The 24223-nt window shown below is 59.5% G+C and carries 16 protein-coding genes; 5 read left to right on the forward strand and 11 right to left on the reverse strand.

Features of this window, described 5'->3' with window-relative positions; genetic code table 11:
- Positions 1-183 precede the first annotated feature (183 nt).
- The gene (locus GEI7407_RS05325) at positions 184-1350 is read right to left on the reverse strand and encodes a cysteine desulfurase family protein (protein ID WP_015171111.1); all 1167 of its coding nucleotides are present in this window, start codon (positions 1348-1350) and stop codon (positions 184-186) included.
- A gap of 884 nt (positions 1351-2234) precedes the next feature.
- Here GEI7407_RS05325 and GEI7407_RS05335 point away from each other — a divergent pair.
- The gene (locus tag GEI7407_RS05335) at positions 2235-4826 is read left to right on the forward strand and encodes a GAF domain-containing protein (RefSeq protein ID WP_015171112.1); all 2592 of its coding nucleotides are present in this window, start codon (positions 2235-2237) and stop codon (positions 4824-4826) included.
- Positions 4827-4941: 115 nt separating this feature from the next.
- Here GEI7407_RS05335 and mtnA read toward each other — a convergent pair whose 3' ends face one another.
- Together mtnA and GEI7407_RS05345 are read right to left on the reverse strand one after the other, a co-directional pair.
- Positions 4942-6003 (reverse strand): S-methyl-5-thioribose-1-phosphate isomerase, encoded by a 1062-nt coding sequence (mtnA, locus tag GEI7407_RS05340; protein ID WP_015171113.1) that lies wholly within the window; start codon positions 6001-6003, stop codon positions 4942-4944.
- 27 nt (positions 6004-6030) lie between these two features.
- Entirely contained in the window at positions 6031-7272 is a 1242-nt protein-coding gene (locus GEI7407_RS05345; protein WP_015171114.1) for an NAD(P)/FAD-dependent oxidoreductase, read from the reverse strand.
- A gap of 501 nt (positions 7273-7773) precedes the next feature.
- Between GEI7407_RS05345 and GEI7407_RS05350 the strand changes: the two genes are divergently transcribed.
- Positions 7774-9096 carry a Rieske 2Fe-2S domain-containing protein gene (locus GEI7407_RS05350; RefSeq protein WP_015171115.1) on the forward strand — a complete coding sequence of 441 codons (1323 nt, stop codon included), beginning with the start codon at positions 7774-7776 and terminating at the stop codon, positions 9094-9096.
- A gap of 205 nt (positions 9097-9301) precedes the next feature.
- On the opposite strand, the gene dxs is transcribed toward GEI7407_RS05350, so the two are convergent.
- A complete protein-coding gene (dxs, locus tag GEI7407_RS05355) occupies positions 9302-11215 on the reverse strand; it encodes a 1-deoxy-D-xylulose-5-phosphate synthase (protein WP_015171116.1) in 1914 nt (637 codons plus the stop codon).
- A 215-nt stretch (positions 11216-11430) separates the two neighbouring features.
- Between dxs and GEI7407_RS05360 the strand changes: the two genes are divergently transcribed.
- Positions 11431-11997, forward strand: a complete 567-nt coding sequence (locus GEI7407_RS05360) for a hypothetical protein (RefSeq protein WP_015171117.1) — start codon at positions 11431-11433, stop codon at positions 11995-11997.
- Between the two features lie 64 nt (positions 11998-12061).
- Here GEI7407_RS05360 and GEI7407_RS05365 read toward each other — a convergent pair whose 3' ends face one another.
- Entirely contained in the window at positions 12062-14194 is a 2133-nt protein-coding gene (locus GEI7407_RS05365) for a hypothetical protein (protein ID WP_015171118.1), read from the reverse strand.
- A gap of 497 nt (positions 14195-14691) precedes the next feature.
- Between GEI7407_RS05365 and GEI7407_RS05370 the strand changes: the two genes are divergently transcribed.
- Positions 14692-16092, forward strand: coding sequence for a proton extrusion protein PcxA (locus tag GEI7407_RS05370; RefSeq protein WP_015171119.1), 1401 nt, complete (start codon positions 14692-14694; stop codon positions 16090-16092).
- A gap of 25 nt (positions 16093-16117) precedes the next feature.
- On the opposite strand, the gene hpsU is transcribed toward GEI7407_RS05370, so the two are convergent.
- The 4 genes from hpsU to GEI7407_RS05390 all read right to left on the reverse strand — a co-directional run bounded on the left by hpsU (position 16118) and on the right by GEI7407_RS05390 (position 19653).
- The gene (gene hpsU, locus GEI7407_RS05375) at positions 16118-16744 is read right to left on the reverse strand and encodes a hormogonium polysaccharide biosynthesis acetyltransferase HpsU (protein WP_015171120.1); all 627 of its coding nucleotides are present in this window, start codon (positions 16742-16744) and stop codon (positions 16118-16120) included.
- 5 nt (positions 16745-16749) lie between these two features.
- Entirely contained in the window at positions 16750-17685 is a 936-nt protein-coding gene (locus tag GEI7407_RS05380; RefSeq protein ID WP_041268282.1) for a glycosyltransferase family 2 protein, read from the reverse strand.
- A 61-nt stretch (positions 17686-17746) separates the two neighbouring features.
- Positions 17747-18688, reverse strand: coding sequence for a glycosyltransferase family 2 protein (locus GEI7407_RS05385; RefSeq protein ID WP_015171122.1), 942 nt, complete (start codon positions 18686-18688; stop codon positions 17747-17749).
- A 188-nt stretch (positions 18689-18876) separates the two neighbouring features.
- Positions 18877-19653, reverse strand: a complete 777-nt coding sequence (locus GEI7407_RS05390; protein WP_190274176.1) for a hypothetical protein — start codon at positions 19651-19653, stop codon at positions 18877-18879.
- 823 nt (positions 19654-20476) lie between these two features.
- Between GEI7407_RS05390 and speY the strand changes: the two genes are divergently transcribed.
- Positions 20477-21688, forward strand: coding sequence for a homospermidine biosynthesis protein (speY, locus tag GEI7407_RS05395; RefSeq protein ID WP_015171124.1), 1212 nt, complete (start codon positions 20477-20479; stop codon positions 21686-21688).
- Between the two features lie 161 nt (positions 21689-21849).
- Here speY and aroC read toward each other — a convergent pair whose 3' ends face one another.
- Both aroC and psbA read right to left on the reverse strand, forming a co-directional pair.
- Positions 21850-22938 (reverse strand): chorismate synthase, encoded by a 1089-nt coding sequence (aroC, locus tag GEI7407_RS05400; protein WP_015171125.1) that lies wholly within the window; start codon positions 22936-22938, stop codon positions 21850-21852.
- Positions 22939-23111: 173 nt separating this feature from the next.
- Positions 23112-24194 (reverse strand): photosystem II q(b) protein, encoded by a 1083-nt coding sequence (gene psbA, locus GEI7407_RS05405; RefSeq protein WP_015171126.1) that lies wholly within the window; start codon positions 24192-24194, stop codon positions 23112-23114.
- Positions 24195-24223: the final 29 nt, after the last annotated feature.

Below are 24223 nucleotides of genomic sequence, written 5' to 3' on the forward strand. Positions count from 1 at the left end.
CGCGCCGAGAGAGCGGCGCTATGGTGGAATTGAGCGCTTGGAATGCCCGAAATTTCGAGCTTTAACCCTATTAAAACTGCTGTCTCCGTGAAATTCCGGAGACGCAAAAATTAGTTGCAAAAACGGCCAGCAAAAGCGGTCTGCCCTGGTTCCAAAGGCAGACTCTGCAAGGGTTGTCGGTTTCTAGAGGGCGGTGAGGCTGAGGGGCGGCGTAAGGCGGGCGAGCACCTGGCGCAAGACGGTGGCCGTCCAGTCAATGTCGGCCAGGGTGGTGCTGTGGCCGAGGGTGAGGCGGATAGCGCTCTGGGCCAGGCGATCGCTGTAGCCCATGGCCTTGAGGATGGGGCTGGGGACGGTTTTGCCGCTGTGGCAGGCGGAACCGGCGCTGATGGCGATACCGGCAAGGTTCATTTGGCGGACGATGGTTTTGCCGCTGAGCATTTCGCCGTCGGTGTGGCGAGCGCAGAAGCTGACGTGGTGGGGCAGGCGGTGGAGGCGATCGCCCGTGGGGACCAGATCCGGGCAGTCGGCCAGCAGGTCAAACAGGCGATCGCGCAGGCCCTGGAGTCGGAGGCTTTCGGCGGCCATTTCCTGGGCGGCCAGGGCAGCCGCCACCCCAAACCCAGCGATGACCGGAACCGGCTGAGTCCCCGATCGCAGCCCAAACTCTTGGCCGCCGCCGCCCAGCAGCGGGATCAGATCGACGCCGGGACGCACGTACAGCGCCCCGGCTCCCTGGGGACCGTAGAGCTTGTGGCTGGAAAGGGACAACAGGTCCACCGGCAGCTGCTGGACATCGAGGGGCAGCCGGCCCGCCACCTGGACCGCATCCACGTGAAACAGCACGCCGCGATCGCGACACAGCGTCCCGAGCTGATCGATGGGCTGTAGCGTCCCCACCTCGCTCTGGCCGTAGAGGATCGACACCAGCACCGTCTCGGGCCGAAAAGCGGCGGCCAGGTCCGCTGGATTGACCCGCCCCAGCCGATCGACGGGCAGGCGCGTCACCTGCCAGCCCTGGGACTCCAAAAAGCGAGCCGGTTCGGACACCGCAGGGTGCTCAATGCTGGAAATAATCAGGTGCTGGGGCCGCTGGTAGTGGCGGGCCACCCCCAAGATGGCCAAGTTGTCCGCCTCGGTGCCGCCGGAGGTAAAAACGATCGCCTCAGGGGATGCATTCAGGAGAGCCGCTACCTGGAGCCGCGCCGTTTCGAGGGCGATCGCCGCCCGCTCGCCCCACCCGTGGATGCTTGAGGGGTTCCCCCACTGGCGGGTAAAAACTTGCTCCATCGCCGCGATCGCCTCTGGGCGCGGAGGGGTGGTGGCACTGTGATCCAGATAAATTTGCATGGTTTCGGGCCTTCAGCACCCAGCCTTGAAATCTCGTCTCTCCCAGCATATAGCGGCGATCGCTCCCCCTGCTACCTCTAGGCGCGATCGCTGCAAGCTAGCTGCTGCAAGGCTTATGCCTGTTGTAGGCCGAGCGGGTCACTGCGCTTTGGCTAATTTGTGATTGATGGGCTCAGCGCTGCCAGAGCGAGGGAGACCAAAGGCGATCGCTCATCACCCGTAAAGAGTTGTGAAGGTTCAGGGAATTTAAGGCGATTTTTGTCACCCAAAAGCGAGTCAAAGAGTCTAGAGAAAATCCAAATTTATTCCATTAAAAATCCTGAAGATCTCAAGAAAATCAAGAAATGCCTCGCAGCACAATCTCAAGAGAGGGCTTCCTGACAAGAATTTCTAGCCTTTCATCCCTTCAAAGTTCCTCTGAAAACTGCCCCTAAAACTTGTTGCAAAAAATACAGCGTAAAGATAAATTTTATGAAGACAAAAATATTTAATTTACTTCATATTGCTTGTGTATAATGATTCGTTACAAGGCCATTGATCGTGTGCCCCAACGCTTCCATGCTTTGTCAAATATCCAGGGTGAGCAGCCTGTTTGCTAAGTGAAATTCGCCCTTCCTCCTGGCGTGAAACTGCTTGGAGAAGCGATAAACCTTGGCCAAAAGCCTAGCAGTCAGCTCAAAAAAATTCGGTGTTCCGGCGAGGATTGACGCAGTGAGAGTGAGATGTTCTTCCAGGCGCTGAGATCCAATGGGCCAGCCTCCCTCAAGCACCATCCCAGCGATTTCTGTGAGAGAGATTCTTTGCGCTGCGCTCCTCTAGACTTTCTTGTTGCCCTGTCTTCCAAGGCATTTTGATTGTGCGTGCGAGAAGCGGGGAGCCTCCTGATGAATGCTGAGTACTACCGAAATCTCTACGAGGCGACACCGGCGATTCAGATGACGGTGGATGCTGCGGGTGTGATCCTGCTAGCGAGTCGCTGGGCCGTGGATCACTTGACTCACGGCGAAGAGTCTTTGATCAATCAGTGCCTGTGGTCCTGGGTGGTGCCGGCGGATCGGGAGGACGGTGAGCAGGTGTTTGCGGCGCTGTGGCAGGGAGAGGGCGATCGCCGGGTTTGGTATGGGCGGCTGCAGCCGCGCAGGACGCCGCCCTTTTGGGTCAAGATGACGGCGAGCCGAGTCCCGAGTGAAGGGGGAGAGGTGCTGAGCGTGGTGTGCGATCGCCTGTCCTGGATTTTGCCGGGGGAGCGAGAGCCCGATCGCCGCGAGGCGGAGCTGGTGGCCCTCAACGAGACGCTGTTTCGGAAGCTCTATGAGGAGGAGCAGCGGCAGCGAGATTTGCAGGACAGCGAGGAAAAGTTTCGCCAGCTGGCCGAGAACATTTGCGAGGTGTTTTGGGTGGCGACGCCGGCGGCAGACCAGATTCTCTACATCAGTCCGATGTATGAGCAGGTCTGGGGGCGATCGCGCGAGGACCTCTACGTCAATCCCCAAGCCTGGATTGAGAGTATTCATCCTGACGATCGACTCCGGGTGGCCCAGGCGTTTCGGGAGCGGGCAGAGTGTGGCAAAGCCTTTGAGCAGGAATATCGGGTGGTGCGGCCAGACGGCGCGATCCGCTGGGTGCGGGCGCGGGATTTCTCGATCTATGACGAGCGGGGCGAGCTGTACCGCATTGTGGGCATTGGTGAGGATGTGACGGAGCGCAAGCTGGCGGAGGCGGCGGCAAAGCGCCAGCTAGAGCGGGAGCGCCTCATGGGGGCGATCGCGCGCTATATGTGCCAGACCCTGGATCTGGGGGATGTGCTGGCCATGGTGGCCGATGAGGTGCGGCGTTTTTTGGAGGTGGAGCGGGTGGTGGTTTACCGTCTGCCCCGAGAAGGGCCGGGGGCGATCGCCGCCCAATCTTCGCTGATGGTGCCTTTGCGAGAGCCGCTAGCCCTGTCGCGGGCAGAGCGGGCGCTCTACGTCCTAGGCAGCGTGCAGCGAGTCGAAAATGCCCAGACCGAAAAGGCCCGAGTGTCTGAGGCCCGCCGCCTTAGGCGCTGGCAGGTGGGGGCGGAGCTGGTGGTGCCCCTGCGCCAGGAAGGGGCGCTGTGGGGCGTGATCCTGGTCCACAGCTGCCTGCCGCGATCGTGGCTGCCCAGTGAGGTGGATCTGCTGGAGCAGGTGGCGGCTCAGGTGGCGGTGGCGATTCAGCAGGCCTCCCTATACCAGCAGGTGCAGGCGCTCAACCTGAGCCTGGAGCAGCAGATCTGGGAGCGGACGGTGCTGCTCAAGCAGGCGCTGGCGGCGGAGGCGATGTTTAAGCGCATTACGGAGCGGATGCGCGACAGCCTGGATGAAATGCAGATCTTGCACACGGTGGTGCAGGAGCTGCGATCGCTGCCGGAAGTGGACTACTGCTGCGTGGCCCTGTTTGGGGAAGAGGTGGCTCGGGCGGCGATCGCGGCGGAGGCGGGGCGATCGCTGCTGCCCGCGCTCCAGGGGGTGCTGACCTCGCGCGAATTTGCGGTGGCCCACGAGCAGCTACACCGGGGCGAGCGCTTTCAGACGTGCCTGTGGGTGGAGGCTCCCCTCAACGACTGGGCCACGATCGCCGCCTGCCCGATTTTGGACAACCATCACGTCCTGGGGACGGTGCTGCTGCTGGTGGGCAAAAACACCTCCCTCAGCGAGTCTCGCCTAGAGCTGGTGCAGCAAGTCGCCAACCAGTGCGCCATTGCCCTGCGCCAGGCCCGCCTCTACCAGACCGCCCAGATGCAGGTCGAGGAGCTAGAGCGCCTCAATGTGCTCAAAGACGACTTTTTGAGCACGGTGTCCCACGAGCTGCGCACTCCCGTAGCCAGCATCAAGATGGCCACGCAGATGCTGGAGGTGACGCTCCAGCAAACCCAGATCTTGCAGACGACCTCGGCGGGCCGCTACCTGGCGATTTTGCGGGCGGAGTGCGATCGCGAAATTGGTCTGATTGACGATCTGCTAGACCTGTCGCGTCTGGAGGTGCGCCCCGAAGCCCTCACCTTGACGACCCTGAACCTGGCGGAGTGGCTGCCGCCGATTGTCGAGACCTTCCAGGAGCGATCGCGCGATCGCGCCCTCACCTTGCGGCTGGAGCTGGATCCGGCGCTGCCCTCGGTGGTGTCCGACGGCGATCGCCTCGAGCGCATTCTGCGGGAGCTGCTCAACAACGCCTGCAAATACACCCCGGCCCCCGGTGAAATCCTGGTGACTGCCCAGGCGACGCCTGAAAATGTCTTTATCCAAATCAAAAACACGGGGGCCGACATCCCGCCGGTGGAGCTGTCCCGCATGTTCGACAAGTTCTATCGCATTCCGGTGGGCGCTCGCTGGAAGTATAGCGGCACCGGTCTGGGGCTGGCCCTGGTGAAAAAGCTGGTCAGCTACCTCGGCGGCGCCATCACCGTCACCAGCGCTGAAGGCTGGATCACCTTCACCGTCCAGCTAGTCCGCTAGGGCCTGCGATCGCCCCCGCAGCCCAAAATAGCCCGCAATAAAAGAAGGGGCCGATTTCTCGAGCCCCTTCTGGGTTTATTCGTGACGTTTCGCGAGCGATCGCGTCCTCAGACGCCTAGACTACCTGCTGGGCCTGGAGCTGGACCAGCTTCTCCGGCGCGACGACCCCGTGCTCAGTGATGATGCCCGTGATCAGCGACGCTGGCGTCACGTCAAAGGCCGGATTGTAAAACTCCACGCCCGCCGGGCAGATCACCGTCTCACCCACCTGGGCGATCTCCGTCGGATCGCGCTCCTCGATGGGAATCTGGCTGCCATCGCTCAGGCTAAAGTCCACCGTCGACAGCGGCGCCGCCACAAAGAACGGGATATTGTGGGCCTTGGCGACCAGGGCCAGGCTGTAGGTGCCGATCTTGTTGGCGGCGTCGCCGTTGGCCGTGATCCGGTCAGCGCCCACCACCACCACGTCGATCAGGCCCTGCTTCATGCAGTGGGCCGCCATGTTGTCGGTGATCAGAGTGACCGGAATGCCTTCCTGGACGCACTCCCAGGTGGTCAGCTTGGCGCCCTGGAGCCGGGGCCGCGTCTCGTCGGCATAGACGCGCTCAAGCCGGCCCTCGCGCCAGGCCGATCGCACCACCCCCAAGGCGGTCCCGTAGCCTGCGGTGGCCAGGGCGCCAGCGTTGCAGTGGGTGAGCAGGCGCAGCTTGTCGGGAGTGCTCGGCAAGACGCTCAAGCCGTGGTCGCCGATGGCCTGACAGGTCTGCAAATCCTCAGCGTGAATCTGCTGAGCGGTTTCTAGCAGGGCAGCTTTGATCTGGCTGACGGGGCCGACGGTTTGGCGAGCGACGCGCAGCATTCGCTCGATCGCCCAAAAGAGGTTCACAGCGGTGGGCCGGGTCTCTCGGAGCTGCTGGGCCACGGCTTCGAGCCGCTCCAAAAAGGCGTCGCGATCGTCGATGTGGATTTCTTGGGAGCCGAGATAGACGCCATAGGCCGCCGCAACGCCGATCGCCGGAGCACCGCGCACGATCATGGTTTTGATGGCGTGGGCCATGTCTTCATAGCGCCGGATTTCGACGAAGGTGTACTCGGCGGGGAGTCGGGTTTGGTCGATCAGGCGAACGTGATCCTGATACCAGAGAACCGGACAAACTTGGTTCGTAGACGGCGTCATGATGAGGAAGTCTGAGATTGGGTGAATTTAGCGGGGTAAAAGGGCGCGAATTCGCTTGAAAAGCGAGTAAAGCCGGTTTAGAAGATACGGATTAAATCCCTTCGTCAATCGCTCAAACTTATAGTAGAACAGGATATCCACCAATTCTTGGGCAGAAAGGTGGCGGACGCGGCGGATCGTGCTGTCGATCGTCTCGTTGCTGTCAGCCAGGTATTTCTTGAGGCCGAGCCGCTCCGAAATCAGCCAGCGATCTTTGAAACGCCGCAGCATGGCCTGCTGGTAGGACTGCCAGAGGGCTTCGCGGGGAGAGTGGGGATTTTGGAGCGCTTGCAGGATATAGGGATGGGCGATCGCGGCTCCCTCCATGGCGTGCCGGATGCCTTCGCCCCCCAGCAGATTGATGGTGGAGACGGCATCACCGATCGCCAGGCAAGTGGAGCCGTCGTAGTAGCGGTCCTCGAGGCCGCGGCTGTAGCGGATGGTGGAGCCGTGACTCTCGATCAGCCGATAGTCGTCGAGGTGCATGTACTCGCGCAAAACCAAGTCGATGTAGTGGCGCAGAGACTGGGTTTGCTGGACGAGGGCGTGACGGTCTTTGATGTAGGCGGCTCCCACCTTGAGCTGGTTGGGGGCCATGGGAAAGATCCAGGAGTAGCCGCGGGGCATCCAGCGATGCCCCAAAAAGAAGGTGAGATCGTCGCGGTAGCGATCGTAAATTTCGGGGCTGACTTCGATCAGGTATTCGATGCCGGTGGCGCTCAGGAGGGGCGGCTGCTCGGAGCGCTTGGCGTAGATGACGGCGCGGGCGGGGCCGGTGGCGTCGACAATCACGCGGGCGCACACGCTGACGCGATCGCCCGTCCCGCGCTGCTGAAAGTGGGCGATCGCCTTGCCGTCAGCGGTGTTTTCGCGGCTCAGGTAGTGGTGGCCGAGCCACAGCGTAGCGCCCTGGCGCTGGGCCTCCTGGGCCAAAAATTCCCGCAGCCGCGCGAAGTCCAAGACGACTCCCAGAGGAGCGGGCGATCGCCAGGCTTCGTTGAGGTTCGTAGTGACAATGGTGATGTTGCGCCAAAACTGCCCCACGAGCCGCTCCGGCAGATTGAAGCTTTTCAGGATGTCCAGGGGCGCGCCCGCGCTCGAAAAGCTGTTGACATCGAAGCTCTGGGCCTGCTCTACGAGGAGAACGCGCTGCCCAGACTGCGCCAGCAGCCGAGCACAGTGCCCTCCGGCAGGCCCTGCTCCCACAATCACCACATCAAACTCTTGCATCTCGACGGATTGGCCTCAACGCTCGGCAAAGCAAGGCCCACCTTACTTCATCGTCCAGTTTCAAATCAAGGGATAAAAGCCGCGACCCAGCCCGCCATCGCCTAGGAAATGGCGCTAGGTTTTCCAGGCGCGATCGCCCGTTCTCGGCCCAAAGTGGCCGCAAATTCAGCGCGATCGCCGGGACACACAGGCCCCCCCAAGCTCCAGACTAGCCAGCTTTCTCTCCGCCTCTAAGAAGCTGAAAAGAGCCGAAAAATTCCCATAGCTCCGCTTCTGTCATTGACAGATCCAGCCAGCTCAAGGTCTAGGAAACCTGATCAAAAAAAGCCCGAGCCTGGGCCTGAGTTCTTTTTTATCTATAATCAAAAAGTATTAACAGAATCGCCCGTCTGAAGCGCTAATCAACGTGTTTGAATGGCCCTGTGTTTTTTGATGATTTGCTTGCTTTGAATTGCTGATCAAAATCACGTCAAAATTCCCACAAGCCTCACAAAAACTAATATGTCAGACTCAACGTTTGATTTTTTGCAGCATTGGTATCCCGTCTCGCCCCTCGAAGATTTAGATCCTGAATGCCCAACGCCGGTTGTGGTCTTGGGCAAAAGAATTGTGATTTGGAAGCCCCGTTTCTCCGATCACTATCGAGCATTTCTCGATCAGTGTCCCCACCGTTTGGCTCCCCTCAGCGAAGGCCGAGTCGATGAAAAAACAGGCCATTTGATGTGTAGCTATCATGGTTGGCAATTTGATGAGCAGGGAACGTGCACGCAGATTCCTCAAGCCGAGGATTCAGAGCTAGTCGCCAAAAATCGCGATCGCTACTGCGTGACAGCGCTGCCCATGCAGGCGGTGAATGGACTGTTGTGGGTGTGGCCCGATCCAGACTCTGCGCATCTGGCATCTGCCCAGGCGCTGCCGCTGTCGCCCTACTGGAATGCGGGCTCTGAGTTTGTCTGGGCGTCCATCGTGCGCGACCTCGAGTACGACTGGCAAACCTTGGTTGAGAACTTGGCTGACCCGTCCCACGTGCCGTTTGCGCATCACGGTGTGCAGGGCAGACGAGAGAGAGCCCAGCCCACGCCGATCAAGATCGTGGAGTCGACGCAAGATCGCATTGAGGCCAAATCCGAGGGCAGTTTTACGACGAAAATTACGTTTACACCGCCGTGTCATCTGGAATACGCCATCAGTTTGGGGGGCGATCGCCAGGTGGGTTTGGTGACCTATTGTGTGCCTGTCGCGCCCGGAAAATCTAGAATTGTCGCCCAGTTTTCGCGCAACTTTGCGAAGCGTCTACACCAGATAACGCCGCGCTGGTGGGACCATATTTCGGTGCGAAATTCGATTCTCGATGGCGATATGATCTTGCTGCATTATCAAGAAAAAGAATTGCAGCAGCGATCGCAAACGGAAGACTGGAAAACGGCTTACAAAATGCCAACCAGTGCCGATCGTCTGGTCATCGAATTTCGCCGCTGGATCGATCAATACTGTCAAGGAAAACTGCCCTGGGGCGAGCTAGAAAACGATCAGAAAATGCCCCTGGGCGATCGCCAGCATTTGCTCGATCGCTATCATCAGCACACCCTGATTTGCAGCAGCTGTCGACGAGCGCTGAAAAATTTACATCGCCTACAAATTGGCCTATTGGCGTACTTTGGCGTGGCCCTCTCGGCCGCAGCTTTGGTGCCCGATCGCTTTCGGTTTTTTCTGAGCCTGCCTCTAGTGCTGACGGCTCTGCTGGGACTGGCAATCTGGGCAGTCCTCAAGTATCGCCTAGAGCCCAAGTTCTATTTCGTGGACTATGTGCACGCTAAGCGATAATCGGGCCTTTCTAAAGGCTGCTTTTTCAGCTGTTTGATTTTGGCGACGGTGGATGCTGTTTGCCTGAAAAAGCGCTCGCTCAAGCTGCCTCCATACCAAAAGCGATCGCCCCCCTAACGTCATTCGCAATGGAGGCGATCGCTCTGAGTGTTCTAGTTAACAGGAGTTGCTGCCTGAACTATCAGGCATCCGGCGAAAGTGACCCCTAGCCTTGGCGGCTCATGGTAGAAACCTTCGTCGGCATCGATGCCAAAATGCGCTCAGCCATCTGCGAGGGCGTCAGGCCCAGCTCGACCTTGGATTCCTCAGGCTTGGCGTGCTCCACCAGCGTGTCTGGCACGCCTAGGCGCATCACCGGCACCACAACGCCCGCATCCAGCAGCGCCTCGGCCACGCCTGACCCAAAGCCGCCCATGATGCTGCCTTCCTCCATCGTCACCACCCGGCCAATCTTCTGGGCCAGGGGCAGGATCAGCTCGTCATCGATGGGCTTGGCAAAGCGAGCATTCACCACCGTTGCCTCGACACCGTGCTCGCTGAGGATCTCGGCTGTCTGCATGGCAGGATAGACCATCGAGCCGTAGCCCAGCAGCAGCAGATCGTCGCCCTGGCGCAGCACCTCAGCCTTGCCGATGGGCAGCGCTTCCCAGCCTTCCTCCATCAGCGGCACGCCGTAGCCGTTGCCCCGGGGATAGCGCAGGGCGATCGGGCCATCCGTGTAGTTGACCCCCGTTACCAGCATTTGCTGGAGCTCGGCCTCGTCCTTGGGCGCCATCAGCACCATATTAGGGATGCAGCGCAGATAGGAGATGTCGTACATCCCTTGGTGGGTGGGGCCGTCAGCGCCGACGATGCCTGCGCGATCGAGGCAGAAGAAAACCGGCAGATTTTGGATGCAGACATCGTGTACCACCTGGTCAAAGGCCCGCTGCAAGAAGGTGGAGTAGATGGCCACCACGGGACGCATCCCTTCGCAGGCGAGGCCGCCCGCCAGGGTGACCGCGTGCTGCTCAGCAATGCCCACGTCCATGTACTGCTTGGGCAGCTTGGCTTGCAGCTTGTCGAGGCCGGTGCCGGTCGCCATGGCGGCAGTGATACCGACGATTTTGGGGTTGTCCTCGGCCAGCTTCACCAGGGTGTGCGCAAAGACTTTGGAGTAGCTGGGGGGCTTGGGCTTGCTGGCAGGAATGGCCTTACCCGTCGCCAGGTTGAAGGGGGACTGGGCGTGGTAGCCAACTTGGTCCTGCTCGGCGATCGCGTATCCCTTGCCCTTGGTGGTGGACACGTGGACAAGCACCGGCCCAACCTGGCTGTGGGCCTGCTGGAAGGTGGTGATCAGCTCTTCCAGATTGTGCCCGTCAACGGGACCAATGTAGGTAAAGCCGAGCTCCTCAAAGACGGCTCCCACTTTGGAGACCGCGAGGCGCTTCATGCCTTCTTTGACCCGGTTGAGCTCGGGCGACAGCGAATCTCCCACAAAAGGCAGGTGCTTAAACTGCTCTTCGAGATTGTCGCTGAGGAACTGCATGGGCGGGCTCAGGCGCATCTTGTTCAGATAGCGCGAGAGGGCGCCCACGTTGGGAGAAATCGACATGTCGTTGTCGTTGAGCACCACCATCAGGTTGGTCCTGGGCAGGTGACCGGCGTGGTTGATGGCTTCGAGGGCCATGCCGCCTGTGAGAGCACCGTCGCCGATGACCGCGACGACTTTGAATTTTTCGCCCTTGAGATCGCGGGCGATCGCCATTCCCAGAGCCGCCGAGATACTAGTAGAAGCGTGGCCCGCCCCAAAATGGTCAAACTTGCTTTCGCCGCGCTTGAGATAGCCCGCGATGCCGTCTTTTTGGCGCAGGGTGTGAAAGTTGTTGTAGCGGCCGGTGATCAGCTTGTGGGGGTAGGCTTGGTGACCCACGTCCCAGATCACCTTGTCGCGATCGAGGTCCAGAGTTTGGTAGAGCGCCAGCGTCAGTTCCACCACTCCCAGGCCTGGACCCAAGTGACCGCCGCTCTTGGCGACAGTTTCCAGATGCTTCTCGCGAATCTGGCGAGCAACTTGCTGAAGTTGGTATACCGACAGACCGTGCAACTGGTTCGGATGGGTGATTTCACTCAGGTGCATACTGGGTTACCCTCTGGGTCGTCACTGGATTTGGATTACCCTTTTCACTGTAGTCGATTCGGGTAACCGGGAAGACGTACGGTGAGCCAACTGTAAACTTATGACAACTTTCCTGGATTTTCGTGAGTTTTCGACGGCCCTGGGTTGTTTGTTGTCCTTTTTGTTGCGTCGCCGCTATGCGTGAATGTTTTTGTCAAACGACGGAGTCTAATCCCATGCAACTGGCTTTTTCTCGCCGCTGGGCTCCCCTAGGGGCGATCGCGGCTGGTCTCCTGGCTGCGTCTCTTCCGATGGGGCCTGCTGCGGCTGCTAGCGAAGGCGACTATCGCCGCTGTGCGTCAAACTTGGTCGAAGCGGGAATCCGTCCTGAGGAGGCGGCGGAGGCTTGCTCGACGGTGCTGCACCCCGAGGATCTCTCGCGCTGCGTCGATCGCCTGGATGAGCGGACCGAGATTGCGGCGACGGATGCCCTGGCGGCGTGTCGGCGGGTGCGTCGCCCGGTGGAGTTGGCGACCTGCGTCACCGACATTCGCCAGAAGACCGAAAACGCGGCGGAGCCGCAGGTCCTGGACAACTGCCGCCGCAGCCTTCTGCCCGAGCGCTACGCCAATTGCGTGGTTGGCTTGACTGAAGGGACGGATTTGGCGGTGAATGTGGCTTTGCAGAGCTGCATTGACGGGCGCGATCGCGTGAATGACTTCTACCCCACCTTTATCCCGGTGGGCCAGTCTGCGGATCCTTTTGTGCCCTTTACCGCGCCGACTTCGAACCCAACCCCATAGGCTGGTGGGCGAGCGAGCCTGGGGGCGATCGCCCCCAGGCTCTTTGGTGCAGCTCCTTGTTTGCCTAGGCCGACACGGGGGATGAATTTTGGTTTTCTGTCGGGATTTCGGTTGCCACATTCACCAGTGCCAGCAGCGGCCCCATTTGCTCTTGGCCGCTGGCCGACAGGTCGCTGTAGCACAGATAAACGCGCTCCTGCGACCGTCCCAGCAGATCCAGCATTTGACGACGCAGACGGTTTTCGTCCCAGAGCGCCTGGTCCACCGGTGTCCAGGCCTGACCGTGCCAGCCCTCCAAAAAGAGGGGCGCCCCAAAAAGACCGGCCCCGCCGGTCAGCCAGTGCCCAGAACCAACATCCAGCCAAAACTGCCAGCGATGGGCGCAGCGGTTGGCGCTGTACTGATAGATCGTGGCCAGGGTGACAGCGTTGCTGGTGCCGCTCACCGTGCGCAGCGGATAGGGGTTGGCGGTGATGGTGCCGCCGCGCAGCAGCTGAATAAAGCGCTCCACGGTCTGGGACTGCGGTTCTCGGCTGGGCGTGTGCTGCTGCAAGCGAGCCTCCACGTCCCAGTAGTGCTGAGCCGTTTCGAGCAGCTCCCGCAAGGCCGCTAGCTGGTCATAGGGCAGGCGGCTCCCGTTCCACAAAAATCGCTGAATTGCCCGATCAAGCACCGCGACGGGACTGGGCGTCAGGCGCTGGTCCTGCTGTTCATGCTGGTCGTTAATCCACTGGCGAATGGCTTCGTAGGCCTGGGTGGCTTGGTAGCCCAGGCGGTCCCAGCGGGGGAAGGTGGTCGCGGCCAGGAGCCGAGGCTGGCTGGGATGGGGCTCAAAGCAGTAGTCCACCAGTAAGCCAGCCCGTACGGGGTCAATCCCGGCGATCGCCCCGTCCTCGGCGTCGGGCTGGCTGGCGAGGCTCTGGCTCAAGACCACCAGCATTTCGGCGACGCTGTTGCGATCGACCAGGCGCCCCAGGTCCGGATAAACCAGGGCCAGCAGCGTCAGCAGGGCGCGGGTCATGGGGGCGCTGACCAGGGGCCGCTGATCGTTGAGGGACTCAACGGCGACATTTTGCTTTTGCAGGATGTTCATCAGGGCGTAGCGGGCGATCGCGTCTAGGCCCGGCCCGATCACTGCAATGTCCTGGGGACGGGCTTCCCCGGCCTTCACCGCCTGGATAATAAACTCTGCCGTGCGTCGCAGCAGCTGGGCGCGCGAGACCGTTTGCATGGCCAAAACGGCCTCGGCGGGCAGCTCGGCCACCGCTACCGGATTCTCGGTCAGTGCCACGAAGGTGGAGCCCAGAGACTCCGCGAGACAGGGCTCCGGGCGATCGCCCAAAGACTCGACTTGGCAGCGCTCTGCCAGGGTTGCTAAGGCATCCGGATCGGCCCCCAGCCCCAAGCGCATACCGCCTTCTGGATTAAACGTAAAAGCTCCCTCACCGTCGCTGGCAAGAACAGCTTCAAAGAGCGATCGCGCGATCGCCGGGTACTCGTCCACATCGTCCGCCAGCACCTGCCGATAGCGCCGAGCCAATTGGGCACGATACGTCTCGTCGGGCAGCAGGTAGCGCCAGTACAGCTCACTGCCCAGGCTGTAGGTCAGCAGCCCCCGCTCCAGGCACCAGTTACGCCAGTGCAGCACCGACTGCCCCATGCACTCCCACAGCGCCTCAGACCCTTCCTGCTCCAGCAGCCCCTGATGCAGCAGCACCGGCACGTCCTCCAGGGGCGTACAGCTCACCGCCGCCAGCTGCATCAGGTCCAGCGTTCGTCGCACCATCCGGTATTCGCTGACGCCTTCGCGGCGGAGCTGCCCTTCGTCGAGGGCCGGCCTCCACAGCCGCGTCGCCAGATCTTGCTCTGTTTCGGGGCGCAGACGCAGCGGAAACTGGGTCTGGAGGTCGAGTTTTTGCAGGAGCAGCGGCCAAAAGAGCGTCACCTCATCGAGCAAAAAGCCCAAAGGCGTCGTGGAGCGAAAGGCGTGACGGCCCCGGGTGGCAGCGCTGAGGCGCTGGGCCAGCTCGATGCGGTTGTCTCCGTTGGCCGCAAATACCAGAATGCTCGTGGCCAAAGAAGATCCCACGCTGGCAGGCGGCAAGTCCTGCACCCATCGCCGAAATTGCTCAATCAGCCGCGTGGTTTTGCCGCTGCGGCTAGGACCCTCGATCCACAGAGAGGCTGGTGAAGTCATGGCTGGATGCCCCCTAGGTGGCAAGAAGGCGGCTGAAGGGCTGACAGGCGCTTACCCATCGCAGATCGGGCGGTGCCGATGCAGCGGCGGATGGGTGTTGCGAAGAACTTTTAGACAGTCGAAGGAGAATATCACCCGAATGGTCGTCTCGGGAGACTCGGGAGAGTTTGTTAAGATACTACATACTTTCCCTTCAAATCAGCATGTACCTCTCCATCTTGTAACCTTGGTTTCCTGCGAGAGGCGCGATCGCTTTGAGTTTGATGCTCTACGCTTTACGGCAGTCCGCAAGGGCGATGGTTTCTCTGCTTACCCATCTTGGCCCTTGATTTTGGATTTGCTCTTTTTCTAACGGCGATCGCCCGCTCGATGGTTTTTCGACCCCCGAGGGTCCCTTTATTTCCTGTTCAACCCTTTACTCAAACTGCCTAATCTCTTCGTAGTTTTGCGGTTTGGGTCCCATCAACTTACGTGCTTGATCCACGGTAGTCATAACGATGTCTGCTTCTAAAAGATTCAAGGGATACTTGAGTGCTGCCCGTCAGTGGTTTTTCCGCACTCCGGAAAGAGCCCTCGATCAGGCCTATGACGCGGCGCTCATGATTAAGGCGATCGAGGATGAGCACTTTGACGGCCAGCCCATTGCACCTCGCGTCAAGTCTCACGGTGATAATGTCGATGCTTATTTTCAGGCAGAGTTGCGCAAATGCCTGAGCACTGCCCGAGTCCGGCTGGCGGAGTTTCGCGCCAGCCGCTTGTTTATCAACCTTTCGGAAAATGCGCCCACATCGATGGGCCGCACCGGTGCCGTACCGCCGCCAGAGGGCTGGTTTGCTGAGCGATCGCGCGATCGCCCCGCCATCATTCTCGAAAAGCTCCAGTTCATCGATGGCGTTCTGGACCGCTACAGCAGCGCCAAAATCATGACCGTCGAAACCCGGGCCGCGGGCAAGGACGACCCTGCGTCCCGCTCTCTCGTGCCGGTTTCGACCTCGATCCAGCTGGGAGCGGACCAGTCCGTCAGCTCCTATGGCGTAGCGCCCACCCAGCGAGACTCGGCCTCTGGCCAGGGCGATCGCAACGGCGGCGTCTCCAGCAAAACCAGCTTTTTGCCCCGCTCGATTTTGCGCACCATCAACCGCCTGCGCCGCGAGCTCAATCCCCAGGCCGAGGCCGAAGTGGTTCAGAGCTTCCGCAGCTCCAAAGCCAAAACCATCATCTCTTTTCGCTTTGTGCTGTTGATTGTGCTGGTGCCGCTGCTCACCCAGCAGATTGCCAAAAACTTCTTTGTTGGGCCCCTTGTCGATCAGCTGCGGCCCCCCGAAGAGCAGGTTCTGTTTCTCAATCCCCAAATGGAAGCGGAGGCCCTCGAAGAACTCAAGTCCTATGAAGAGAGCCTGCGCTTTTCCTCACTGATTGCTGGGCTGACCAAGGCTCCGAAACTGACCGACATTCAGATTGAAGAAAGCCTAGAGGAAAAAGCCATCGAGATTGCAGAGTCTTTCCGTACTCGCAGCTCTAGCGCCATCAAAAATGTCTTTGCGGACCTGCTGTCCATTGCCTCCTTCGTGGTGGTGGTGATGTCAAGCCAGCGAGAAATCGCCATTGTCAAATCCTTCATGGATGACATCGTCTACGGCTTGAGCGACAGCGCCAAAGCATTCATCATCATTTTGTTTACCGACATTTTTGTGGGCTTCCATTCTCCCCACGGCTGGGAAGTCATCCTGGAAGGCCTGTCACGTCACCTAGGTTTGCCAGAAAGTCACGAGTTTATCTTTCTGTTTATTGCGACCTTCCCAGTGATTTTGGACACCATTTTCAAATACTGGATTTTCCGCTACCTCAACCGGATTTCGCCCTCTGCGGTTGCGACCTACCGCAACATGAACGAGTAGGGCGATCGCCCTCTCGGGCTCTTCCCTAGGCGTCGGAGCCTGCGGACCGCGATCGCGGATAGCGCGGCTCACAGGGAGAGCCCAGACACACATACCCCGCCGGCAGATCGCCAAAAACGCTGCTGCGAGCCCCCACCAGCGCATTGGCCCCGATCCAGACCCCCGGACCCACAAAGCAATCTGCCGCCACCCAAACCCCATTCCCAATGCGAATGGGGTTTGTTTTGAGACCAAAGGCGCGATCGCCCGGCTCGTGGCTGCCGGTGCACAGATAGCTGTTTTGGGAAATCACGCACTGCTGCCCCACCTGAATTTCGTCCAGGCTGTAGAACACCACATCGTCCCCAATCCAGCTGTAGTCGCCGATGGTGACCTTCCAGGGATAGGTGAAGCGGGCCGTCGGCCGAATCAAGACGCCCTGGCCAATCCGAGCGCCGAACAGCCGCAGCAACCCCACCCGCAGCTGGCTTAGGGGTTGGGGCGTCAGGGGAAACACCACCGCCTGCACCAGCCACCACAGCAAGATCAGCCACCCAGGGCGTCCCCGCTGAAACCAGGACTGGTCGTAGCGCCGCAAGTCGACCCAGGGCTCAAGATCCAGCGCTGGGCGATCGCCTTTGGGCATCGGGGAAGGAGAAGTCTCGGCGTCCATCAGCCCTACTCAGCGTGAGTCACGGTCTGGGGCGGAGCAGGGGGCTGTGGGGAAGCGGTCGGCGTCACATTGAGCTGCCCACCAAACTTTTGGAGCTCGTAGAGCTTGACCCCGATCTGGTATTCGTACTGGCTCAGCAAGCGGCCGTACATATAGCCCGCTCGCCCATCCAAGAAGCCGAGGCGCAAGATGTAAAAAAGCACAAAGCGCAGCAGCGGCTTGAAGGGAAGGCGGACCCAAATCTTCTTGAGAAATCGCTTGCGCTGTACCGAGTCCCCAAACAAGTTGGCCCCAATGGTTCCCTGCTCGCCCATGCCGTGGAGCAGGTTGTAATAGACGCGGGCTTCCCAGTTGGAGTAGCGGTTGTGCCGCTCCAGCCAGTGGAAAATGTCGCGAAAATCAATGTGGAGCATGTCTTCTTTGAGATAGCCCACGGGCCCGTCGAGAATGACGTGCTCGTGGACCTCGTTGTCGCCGGTGTTGCGAATCTCTTCGGTGTTGAGATTTTCGTAGCGCCCGAGGCGATGGCGAAACAGGCGCAGGTTCCAGTCGGGATACTTGCCGCCGTGGCGAATCCACTTGCCTAGGAAGAAGACGCGCCGGTTGAGATAGAAGCCGCTGTGCTCGGGATGGGCGATCGCCTCCGCAATTTCGTCCCACAGCTCGGGAGTGATGCGCTCGTCGCAGTCGACGATCAGCACCCACTCATTGCGGAAGGGCAGATTGTCTAGAGACCAGTTTTTCTTTTTGGGCCAGCGACCGTTGAAGTGAAACTGCACCACCTGAGCGCCGTAGCTCTCAGCGATTTCTACGGAGCGATCGCTGCTTTGGGAGTCCACCACAAACACCTCATCCGCTCGCTCGACGCTGCTAAGACAAGCGGGCAGGTTGGCTTCCTCGTTCTTGGCTGGAATCAGGACGGAGACGGGGATTTTATGCATGGTGGCAGTGAGGTTGGAAGACATCAGCAAGAGGGGCGATCGCCCAGGGCAACAAGACGGATCAAGAGCGCTTGGCCAGCTTTGGCCCAAAAACCAGGCCCTTGATCACGGCAGTCAAATAGCCAATTTGGCCATAGGCATAGACGAGATTGTCGAACTGCTGAGCCGGGTCGCCCATGTACTTGAGGGATTTGTATAGCCCCCGAACGATGCGTTCACCGCCGCGCCGGAGCTGACCGGGACCTGTGCGCTGGGCGAGCAGCTCGCGGTTGTACTCGCTGATGCCCTGCCACCATCCTCGCTGAAAAAACCAGGCGCGGGTCGTGCGATCGGGGGAAACCCGGTGCTTGACGTGGGCAGCGGGTAGATAGGCAACCTGCCAGCCCGCCTTGAGCACCAGCTCCGTCATAAAGAGCTCGCCATTGGACAGCAGGTTTTTGCCCACGCGATCGAGGTTTGGGCTGAAGCTGCCCACGTCTTCAAAGGCCCGCCGCCGAATGGCGTAGTTGAGGCCGCGCGGCGTCTGGCCGGGGTCAGTGATGGCGCGGACCTCGGGACCGAGATCGTAGGCGCCCAGGTTACCCGCTAGGCCCGGGGACAGCCAGGACGGCTCCGAAAAACCTTCGGGCCAGATCAGCGTGACCTTGCCTCCGGCGACGCCGAGCTTGTCGTTGGTGCTGAAAGCGTCCCAAAGCGTCTGGAGCCACTGGGGCGTGGCGATCGCATCATCGTCGAAGTAAGCAATAATGGGCGCTTGCGTTTCTTGGACGCCGCGGTTGCGAGCCACGTTCAGGCCCAGCACGGGCTCGTGAACATAGCGCAGACGGGGATTGTCAGGAATGCGGGCCTCGACGACCTCACGGGTGCGATCGGTAGAAGCATTGTCGATGACCACAATCTCAAAGTCAGCAAAGACCTGGGTGCTGAGGCTATCGATGGCATCACCGAGGTACATGTCTCGGTTGTGGGTGCAGATAACGACGGAGATCCGGGGGTCTGACATACGTCCAGCTCTATCTAGGGAAGCCGACCGGAGGGTGGCTTTTCGTTGCTCTCCTTATTTAGCCCATAAACCTCCGGAAACCCCCATCAAATTTCCATGAAGAAACAGCCGATCGCTGTTTCTGGGTTTCTCCGCGCGAAAATCGGCGTGTCGGCTGTCTGATGTGAAGGGTGCTCTGGCTAGGGCGGCTAGTTGCGGCTGGGCTGCGCCTCTCGCCCAAAGAGCTGGGGAGCGATCGCCTCTGAGGGCTTGAACTGTACATCAGCGCTCCCCTGGATGTAGCTGTGGAGCATCACCAGGGTCTCGGCGAGCTGGTTGAGGCGATTTTCCAAAGTTTGCTTTTGGGCCAGGAGCTGGCGCAGCTTTTGGTGGCGGGCGATCGCCAGACTGACGCTCGGCAGCTGCTCAATCGGGCAGTGCTTCGCCCAGATCTTGCCATCTTCGTCTAGGCCACACAGCCGATACGTCGTCTGTGGCGTATCAGGAATCTGCGAAGGCGGTAAGTTGACCTTGTTGAGATAGCTGCGCACCCGGTCCAGATCGGCCTGACTCAAAGGCTGAGAACCTTCGGCGTCGGACTCGAGCCAGCCATCCACGATCGGCCCCTCCAAATAAAGCGCCTGAATTTGGTCGAGGGTGCTTTGCAGCTGAGACTGCCAGCCCGCCACGATGGCCTCCATTTCGTGGAGTAGGTTCATCGCCAGGGCCGGGTTGGCGCCGTGGCGATGGCTGCTGAAGCTCGTCGGCTTGACTTTGGGCAGAGAAGGCGCTTTTGCGGCCTGGCTATCGACCGGAAAGGGCTCCACCGTTGTCTCAGAAGCGGGCGATCGCCGAGAAGCACTAACGGTAAAAGAAGGCGTTGACTCCCCGCGATGGCCCGGCGATCGCGGCGCTGTATCCGGCACAGGGGTTGCAGAGACTGTCACCGTCAAGGGATCTCGGCCAGCGGCAGGTGCGTCCCCCACGGAAGGAGGACCCCCAACTGCAAAAGACGGCATGCTAGGGCCAGAGGGGCCAGAAGCACTCTGAGACGCTAGCTGATTTAATGTTGCTTCGATCCGCTTGAGATTTGGATTCATCGATGGCCTCCCAGGACAGCTCAAACAACAGTCAAGAAGGTGGGGCAGGCAAGGACAGGGCGCGCAAAACACCAACCCCGTTTGCCGTCCAGCTGTTGCGGCCATTTTGACACACTCTCTGGCCAAAAGGGGTGAGGATTTCCTCAAGTCTCATTTGGGCGCTCCCAAATAATTGGTGTTAGAGTGAGGGAGACAGCTTGCGGATGCTCAAAAACGTTGAACTTCCCTCGGTTAACTGGATACCCGTGGCGACCACTTTGGTATCTAGAACTAAAACTGAAGCGTAGACGGCAGTGTGACCCAGCGCTGTCTTGGGTTGATCGTTGTGAAGCGCCCAGTATGAGCTGACCGACCTGTAAGTACAGGTTTGCGTCTAGCGGTTTTCGCGATGTCTAGTGCAAAAACCGCGACAGGACAATGACGCAGACTGGGTCGGTCAAACGCTCGAATTAAGAGCTTTTAACCATCACTGAATTAAAGATCGCGACGTAAATCTTGGTGGATTTGCTGGCAGCTGCGATCGCGTTTTTTGCGCCTAGGCAAGGTTCTTTAAGGCGACTTTGGAACGCGAGCGATCGCCTGTTATGCCTTGCTCCCCAAGCTTTACTAGAGGCTGCTGCCATTTGGCTGCTAGCCTCAAGGATCTGCCTCAGTGACGTCCTAACGAACTTAGCGCTTCACATCCATTACCCATAGGACGCTCATCATCATGTCATCACTGCGCAGCCGCAAAATTGCTCCCGCCCCTATTCCCACCAACATCAACATCACGGACCTCATCGACGGCTATTTCACCGCCTACAACTCTGCGCGCCTGCGGGAAATTTGCCATCTCTTGAGCCGGGAGGTCATGCAAGAAGGCGTCACCGTCGCCCTGAGCCTTTCCGGCGCAATGACGCCAGCGGGTTACGGCGTGTCTGTGCTAGCGCCCTTAGTGCGAGCGGGCTTCATTGACTGGATCATTAGCACTGGGGCCAACCTCTACCACGACATGCACTATGGCCTGGGCCTCAGTCTCTACGCCAGCAACCCCTTTGTAGACGATGTCAAACTGCGCCAAGAAGGCCGGATTCGCATCTATGACATTGTCTTTGGCTATGACGTCTTGCTCGAGACCGACGCCTTTATTCGGGAAATTTTGCGCGCCGAGCCCTTCCAAAAGCGTATGGGAACAGCGGAGTTCCATCACCTCTTGGGTAAGTACGTCCGAGAAGTCGAAAAGCAGCTAGGCGTCCAGCACTCTTGCCTCTTGGCAACGGCCTATGAGTGCGGCGTGCCGATCTACACTTCGTCGCCGGGGGACAGCTCCATCGGCATGAACGTGGCGGCCCTAGCCCTGGAAGGATCGCAACTGATGATCGATCCCTCGCTGGACGTGAACGAAACCGCTGCGATCGCCTACAGTGCCCGAGAGACCAATATTCCGGGTGTCGAGGGCAGAAGTGCTGCTGTGATCTTGGGCGGCGGCAGCCCCAAGAACTTCTTGCTCCAAACCCAGCCTCAGCTTCACGAAGTCCTGGGCCTTGAGGAGCGCGGCCACGACTACTTTGTCCAAATCACTGACGCGCGTCCGGATACCGGTGGCCTCTCGGGCGCCACTCCCAGCGAGGCGGTGAGCTGGGGCAAAGTCGACCCAGAGGAACTCCCCAACACCATCGTCTGCTACACCGACAGCACGATCGCGCTGCCGATCATCGCAGCCTACGTGATGAATCAGTGCGAGCCCCGCCCGCTCAAGCGCCTCTACGATCGGCGCGGAGAGATGCTCTCGCTGCTCAAGGCAGATTACGCCGCGGCTCGCGCAGCCGCAAAATCAGCCGAGAAGTCTTCGCTGAGCACCCTGCCCATGCAACCGGTGCAGAAGGAACCTGCGCCAGTCGTGGCAACCTATCCCTGTGGAACGCCCATCCGCCGCAGATAGGTGACAGCCTTTAGGTGATTGCGAAAGGCGATCGCCTAAAAGCTGGTCTCAGTCTTCAATGCATTCAAAAAGTCCTCGGCAGATCTGCCGAGGACTTTTTGCACGACGTGTCTGTGAATGGGAAATCTCCAGCTAACGCTTCGCGTCTAGCTGGATGAGCGTCAAAGCGAATGGCACTGAGCGTGATCGCGCAGGAGGTGATCGCACAGCACCAGCGCCACCATCGCTTCAACCATGGGCACGGCCCGAGGCAAAACGCAAGGGTCATGACGTCCCTTACCGGCCAGCACGGTTTCTTCTCCGCTGCTGGTGACCGTCCGCTGCTCTTTGCGAATCGTTGCGGTCGGCTTGAAGGCCACGCGCAACACAATATCCTCCGCGTTGGAAATGCCGCCCTGAATGCCGCCTGAGCGGTTGGTTACGGTGCGAATTTCCCCTTGCTCATCAACATAGAATTCGTCGTTGTGCTCGATACCTGTCAGGAGCGTACCAGCGAAGCCAGAGCCAATCTCGAAGCCCTTGCTGGCGGGCAGGGACATGACAGCTTTGGCCAGATCGGCCTCTAGTTTGTCAAAGACGGGTGATCCCAAACCCTTGGGCACCTGGCGGGCCACGCACTCCACAACGCCGCCAACTGAGTTGCCGTCACGACCAAGCTGCTCGATCAGCTCCACCATGCGCTCTGCTGCTTCCGAATCGGGGCAGCGGACAATATTGCTTTCGATCTGCTCCAGCGTGACGATCGCCGGATCTACCACCCCTTCGAGATCCTTGATGCGCTTGACGTAGGCCAGAACTTCGATGCCAGCAGCCTGCCGCAGAATCTTCTTGGCGATCGCCCCCGCAGCCACCCGGCCAATCGTCTCCCTTGCAGAAGAGCGACCGCCCCCCTGCCAGTTCCGAATACCGTACTTCGCGTCGTAGGTCGCGTCGGCATGGGAGGGGCGATACTTCATCGCCATCTCGTCGTAGTCCTGGGGCCGTGTGTCTTTGTTGCGCACCAAGACGGTAATGGGCGTCCCGAGAGTCTTGCCCTCAAAGACCCCAGACACGATCTCGCACGTATCCGTCTCTTTGCGCGGCGTCGTGATCTTGCTCTGGCCTGGGCGACGGCGATCGAGCTCAAACTGGATCTCTTCTAGAGAAATCTCTAAACGGGGCGGGCAACCATCGATCACAACACCTACCCCACCACCGTGGGACTCTCCAAAGGTCGTGATCCGAAACAGATGTCCAAACGTGTTGCCCATATTTCTTAATAAAACCCAGAGACTCTCATCTTACGTCAATTCCGCGGATGCTTCATCGGGCGCTCCTCGAGAAGTCATCAACGAAAAAAGGGTGTCCCCTCAGGGGACACCCTTTTTGGCCTTCTAGATTACTCTTTTGCTTTTACAGCTGTGGAGTATCTGAGCCTGATTGATTAACCGTGGATAGCGGGAGCAGAGAGAGCCACAGGAGCAGCCTCGCCAGCAGCCAGGTCAAGGGGGAAGTTGTGAGCGTTGCGCTCGTGCATCACTTCCATACCCAGGTTTGCACGGTTGAGCACGTCAGCCCAGGTGCCAATCACACGACCCTGAGAGTCGATGACGGACTGGTTGAAGTTGAAACCGTTCAGGTTGAACGCCATGGTGCTGATGCCCAGAGCGGTGAACCAGATGCCAACCACAGGCCATGCAGCCAGGAAGAAGTGCAGAGAACGGCTGTTGTTGAAAGAAGCGTATTGGAAGATGAGACGACCGAAGTAGCCGTGGGCTGCAACGATGTTGTAGGTCTCTTCTTCTTGACCGAACTTGTAACCAGCGTTCTGAGACTCGTTCTCGGTGGTTTCACGCACCAGAGAAGAGGTCACCAGAGAGCCGTGCATGGCGGAGAACAGCGAACCACCGAAGACACCAGCCACACCGAGCATGTGGAAGGGGTGCATCAGAATGTTGTGCTCAGCTTGGAACACGAACATGAAGTTGAAGGTGCCGCTGATGCCCAGAGGCATACCGTCAGAGAAGCTGCCTTGGCCGATCGGGTAGATCAGGAACACTGCGGTCGCAGCTGCAACAGGTGCAGAGTAGGCAACGCAGATCCAAGGACGCATGCCCAGGCGGTAGCTCAGTTCCCACTCACGACCCATGTAGCAGAAAACGCCAATGAGGAAGTGGAACACAACCAGCTGGTAAGGGCCGCCGTTGTACAGCCACTCATCGAGGGAAGCAGCTTCCCAGATGGGGTAGAAGTGCAGGCCGATAGCGTTGGAAGAAGGAACAACAGCACCAGAGATGATGTTGTTGCCGTACAGCAGGGAGCCAGCAACGGGCTCACGGATACCGTCGATGTCGACGGGGGGTGCTGCAACAAAAGCGATGATGAAGCAGACGGTAGCAGCCAGCAGGGTGGGGATCATCAGAACGCCGAACCAGCCCACATACAGGCGGTTGTCAGTGCTCGTGACCCACTCGCAAAAGCGCTGCCACAGATTGGCGCTCTCACGTCTTTGTAGAGTAGTCGTCATGTTGGAATGAGTGCTTGTTAAGGTTTATG

This window comes from Geitlerinema sp. PCC 7407 (genome assembly GCF_000317045.1).
In the GTDB taxonomy this organism is placed as follows: domain Bacteria; phylum Cyanobacteriota; class Cyanobacteriia; order PCC-7407; family PCC-7407; genus PCC-7407.

Coding starts and splice junctions, on each gene's coding strand:
- GEI7407_RS05385 (WP_015171122.1), bottom strand. CDS start 18,688: ATGTCAGACCCCCGGATCTCCGTCGTTATCTGCACCCACAACCGAGAC.
- GEI7407_RS05380 (WP_041268282.1), bottom strand. CDS start 17,685: ATGCATAAAATCCCCGTCTCCGTCCTGATTCCAGCCAAGAACGAGGAA.
- psbA (WP_015171126.1), bottom strand. CDS start 24,194: ATGACGACTACTCTACAAAGACGTGAGAGCGCCAATCTGTGGCAGCGC.
- speY (WP_015171124.1), top strand. CDS start 20,477: ATGTCATCACTGCGCAGCCGCAAAATTGCTCCCGCCCCTATTCCCACC.
- GEI7407_RS05350 (WP_015171115.1), top strand. CDS start 7,774: ATGTCAGACTCAACGTTTGATTTTTTGCAGCATTGGTATCCCGTCTCG.
- hpsU (WP_015171120.1), bottom strand. CDS start 16,744: ATGGACGCCGAGACTTCTCCTTCCCCGATGCCCAAAGGCGATCGCCCA.
- GEI7407_RS05360 (WP_015171117.1), top strand. CDS start 11,431: ATGCAACTGGCTTTTTCTCGCCGCTGGGCTCCCCTAGGGGCGATCGCG.
- GEI7407_RS05345 (WP_015171114.1), bottom strand. CDS start 7,272: ATGCAAGAGTTTGATGTGGTGATTGTGGGAGCAGGGCCTGCCGGAGGG.
- GEI7407_RS05365 (WP_015171118.1), bottom strand. CDS start 14,194: ATGACTTCACCAGCCTCTCTGTGGATCGAGGGTCCTAGCCGCAGCGGC.
- aroC (WP_015171125.1), bottom strand. CDS start 22,938: ATGGGCAACACGTTTGGACATCTGTTTCGGATCACGACCTTTGGAGAG.
- GEI7407_RS05325 (WP_015171111.1), bottom strand. CDS start 1,350: ATGCAAATTTATCTGGATCACAGTGCCACCACCCCTCCGCGCCCAGAG.
- mtnA (WP_015171113.1), bottom strand. CDS start 6,003: ATGACGCCGTCTACGAACCAAGTTTGTCCGGTTCTCTGGTATCAGGAT.
- GEI7407_RS05335 (WP_015171112.1), top strand. CDS start 2,235: ATGAATGCTGAGTACTACCGAAATCTCTACGAGGCGACACCGGCGATT.
- GEI7407_RS05370 (WP_015171119.1), top strand. CDS start 14,692: ATGTCTGCTTCTAAAAGATTCAAGGGATACTTGAGTGCTGCCCGTCAG.
- dxs (WP_015171116.1), bottom strand. CDS start 11,215: ATGCACCTGAGTGAAATCACCCATCCGAACCAGTTGCACGGTCTGTCG.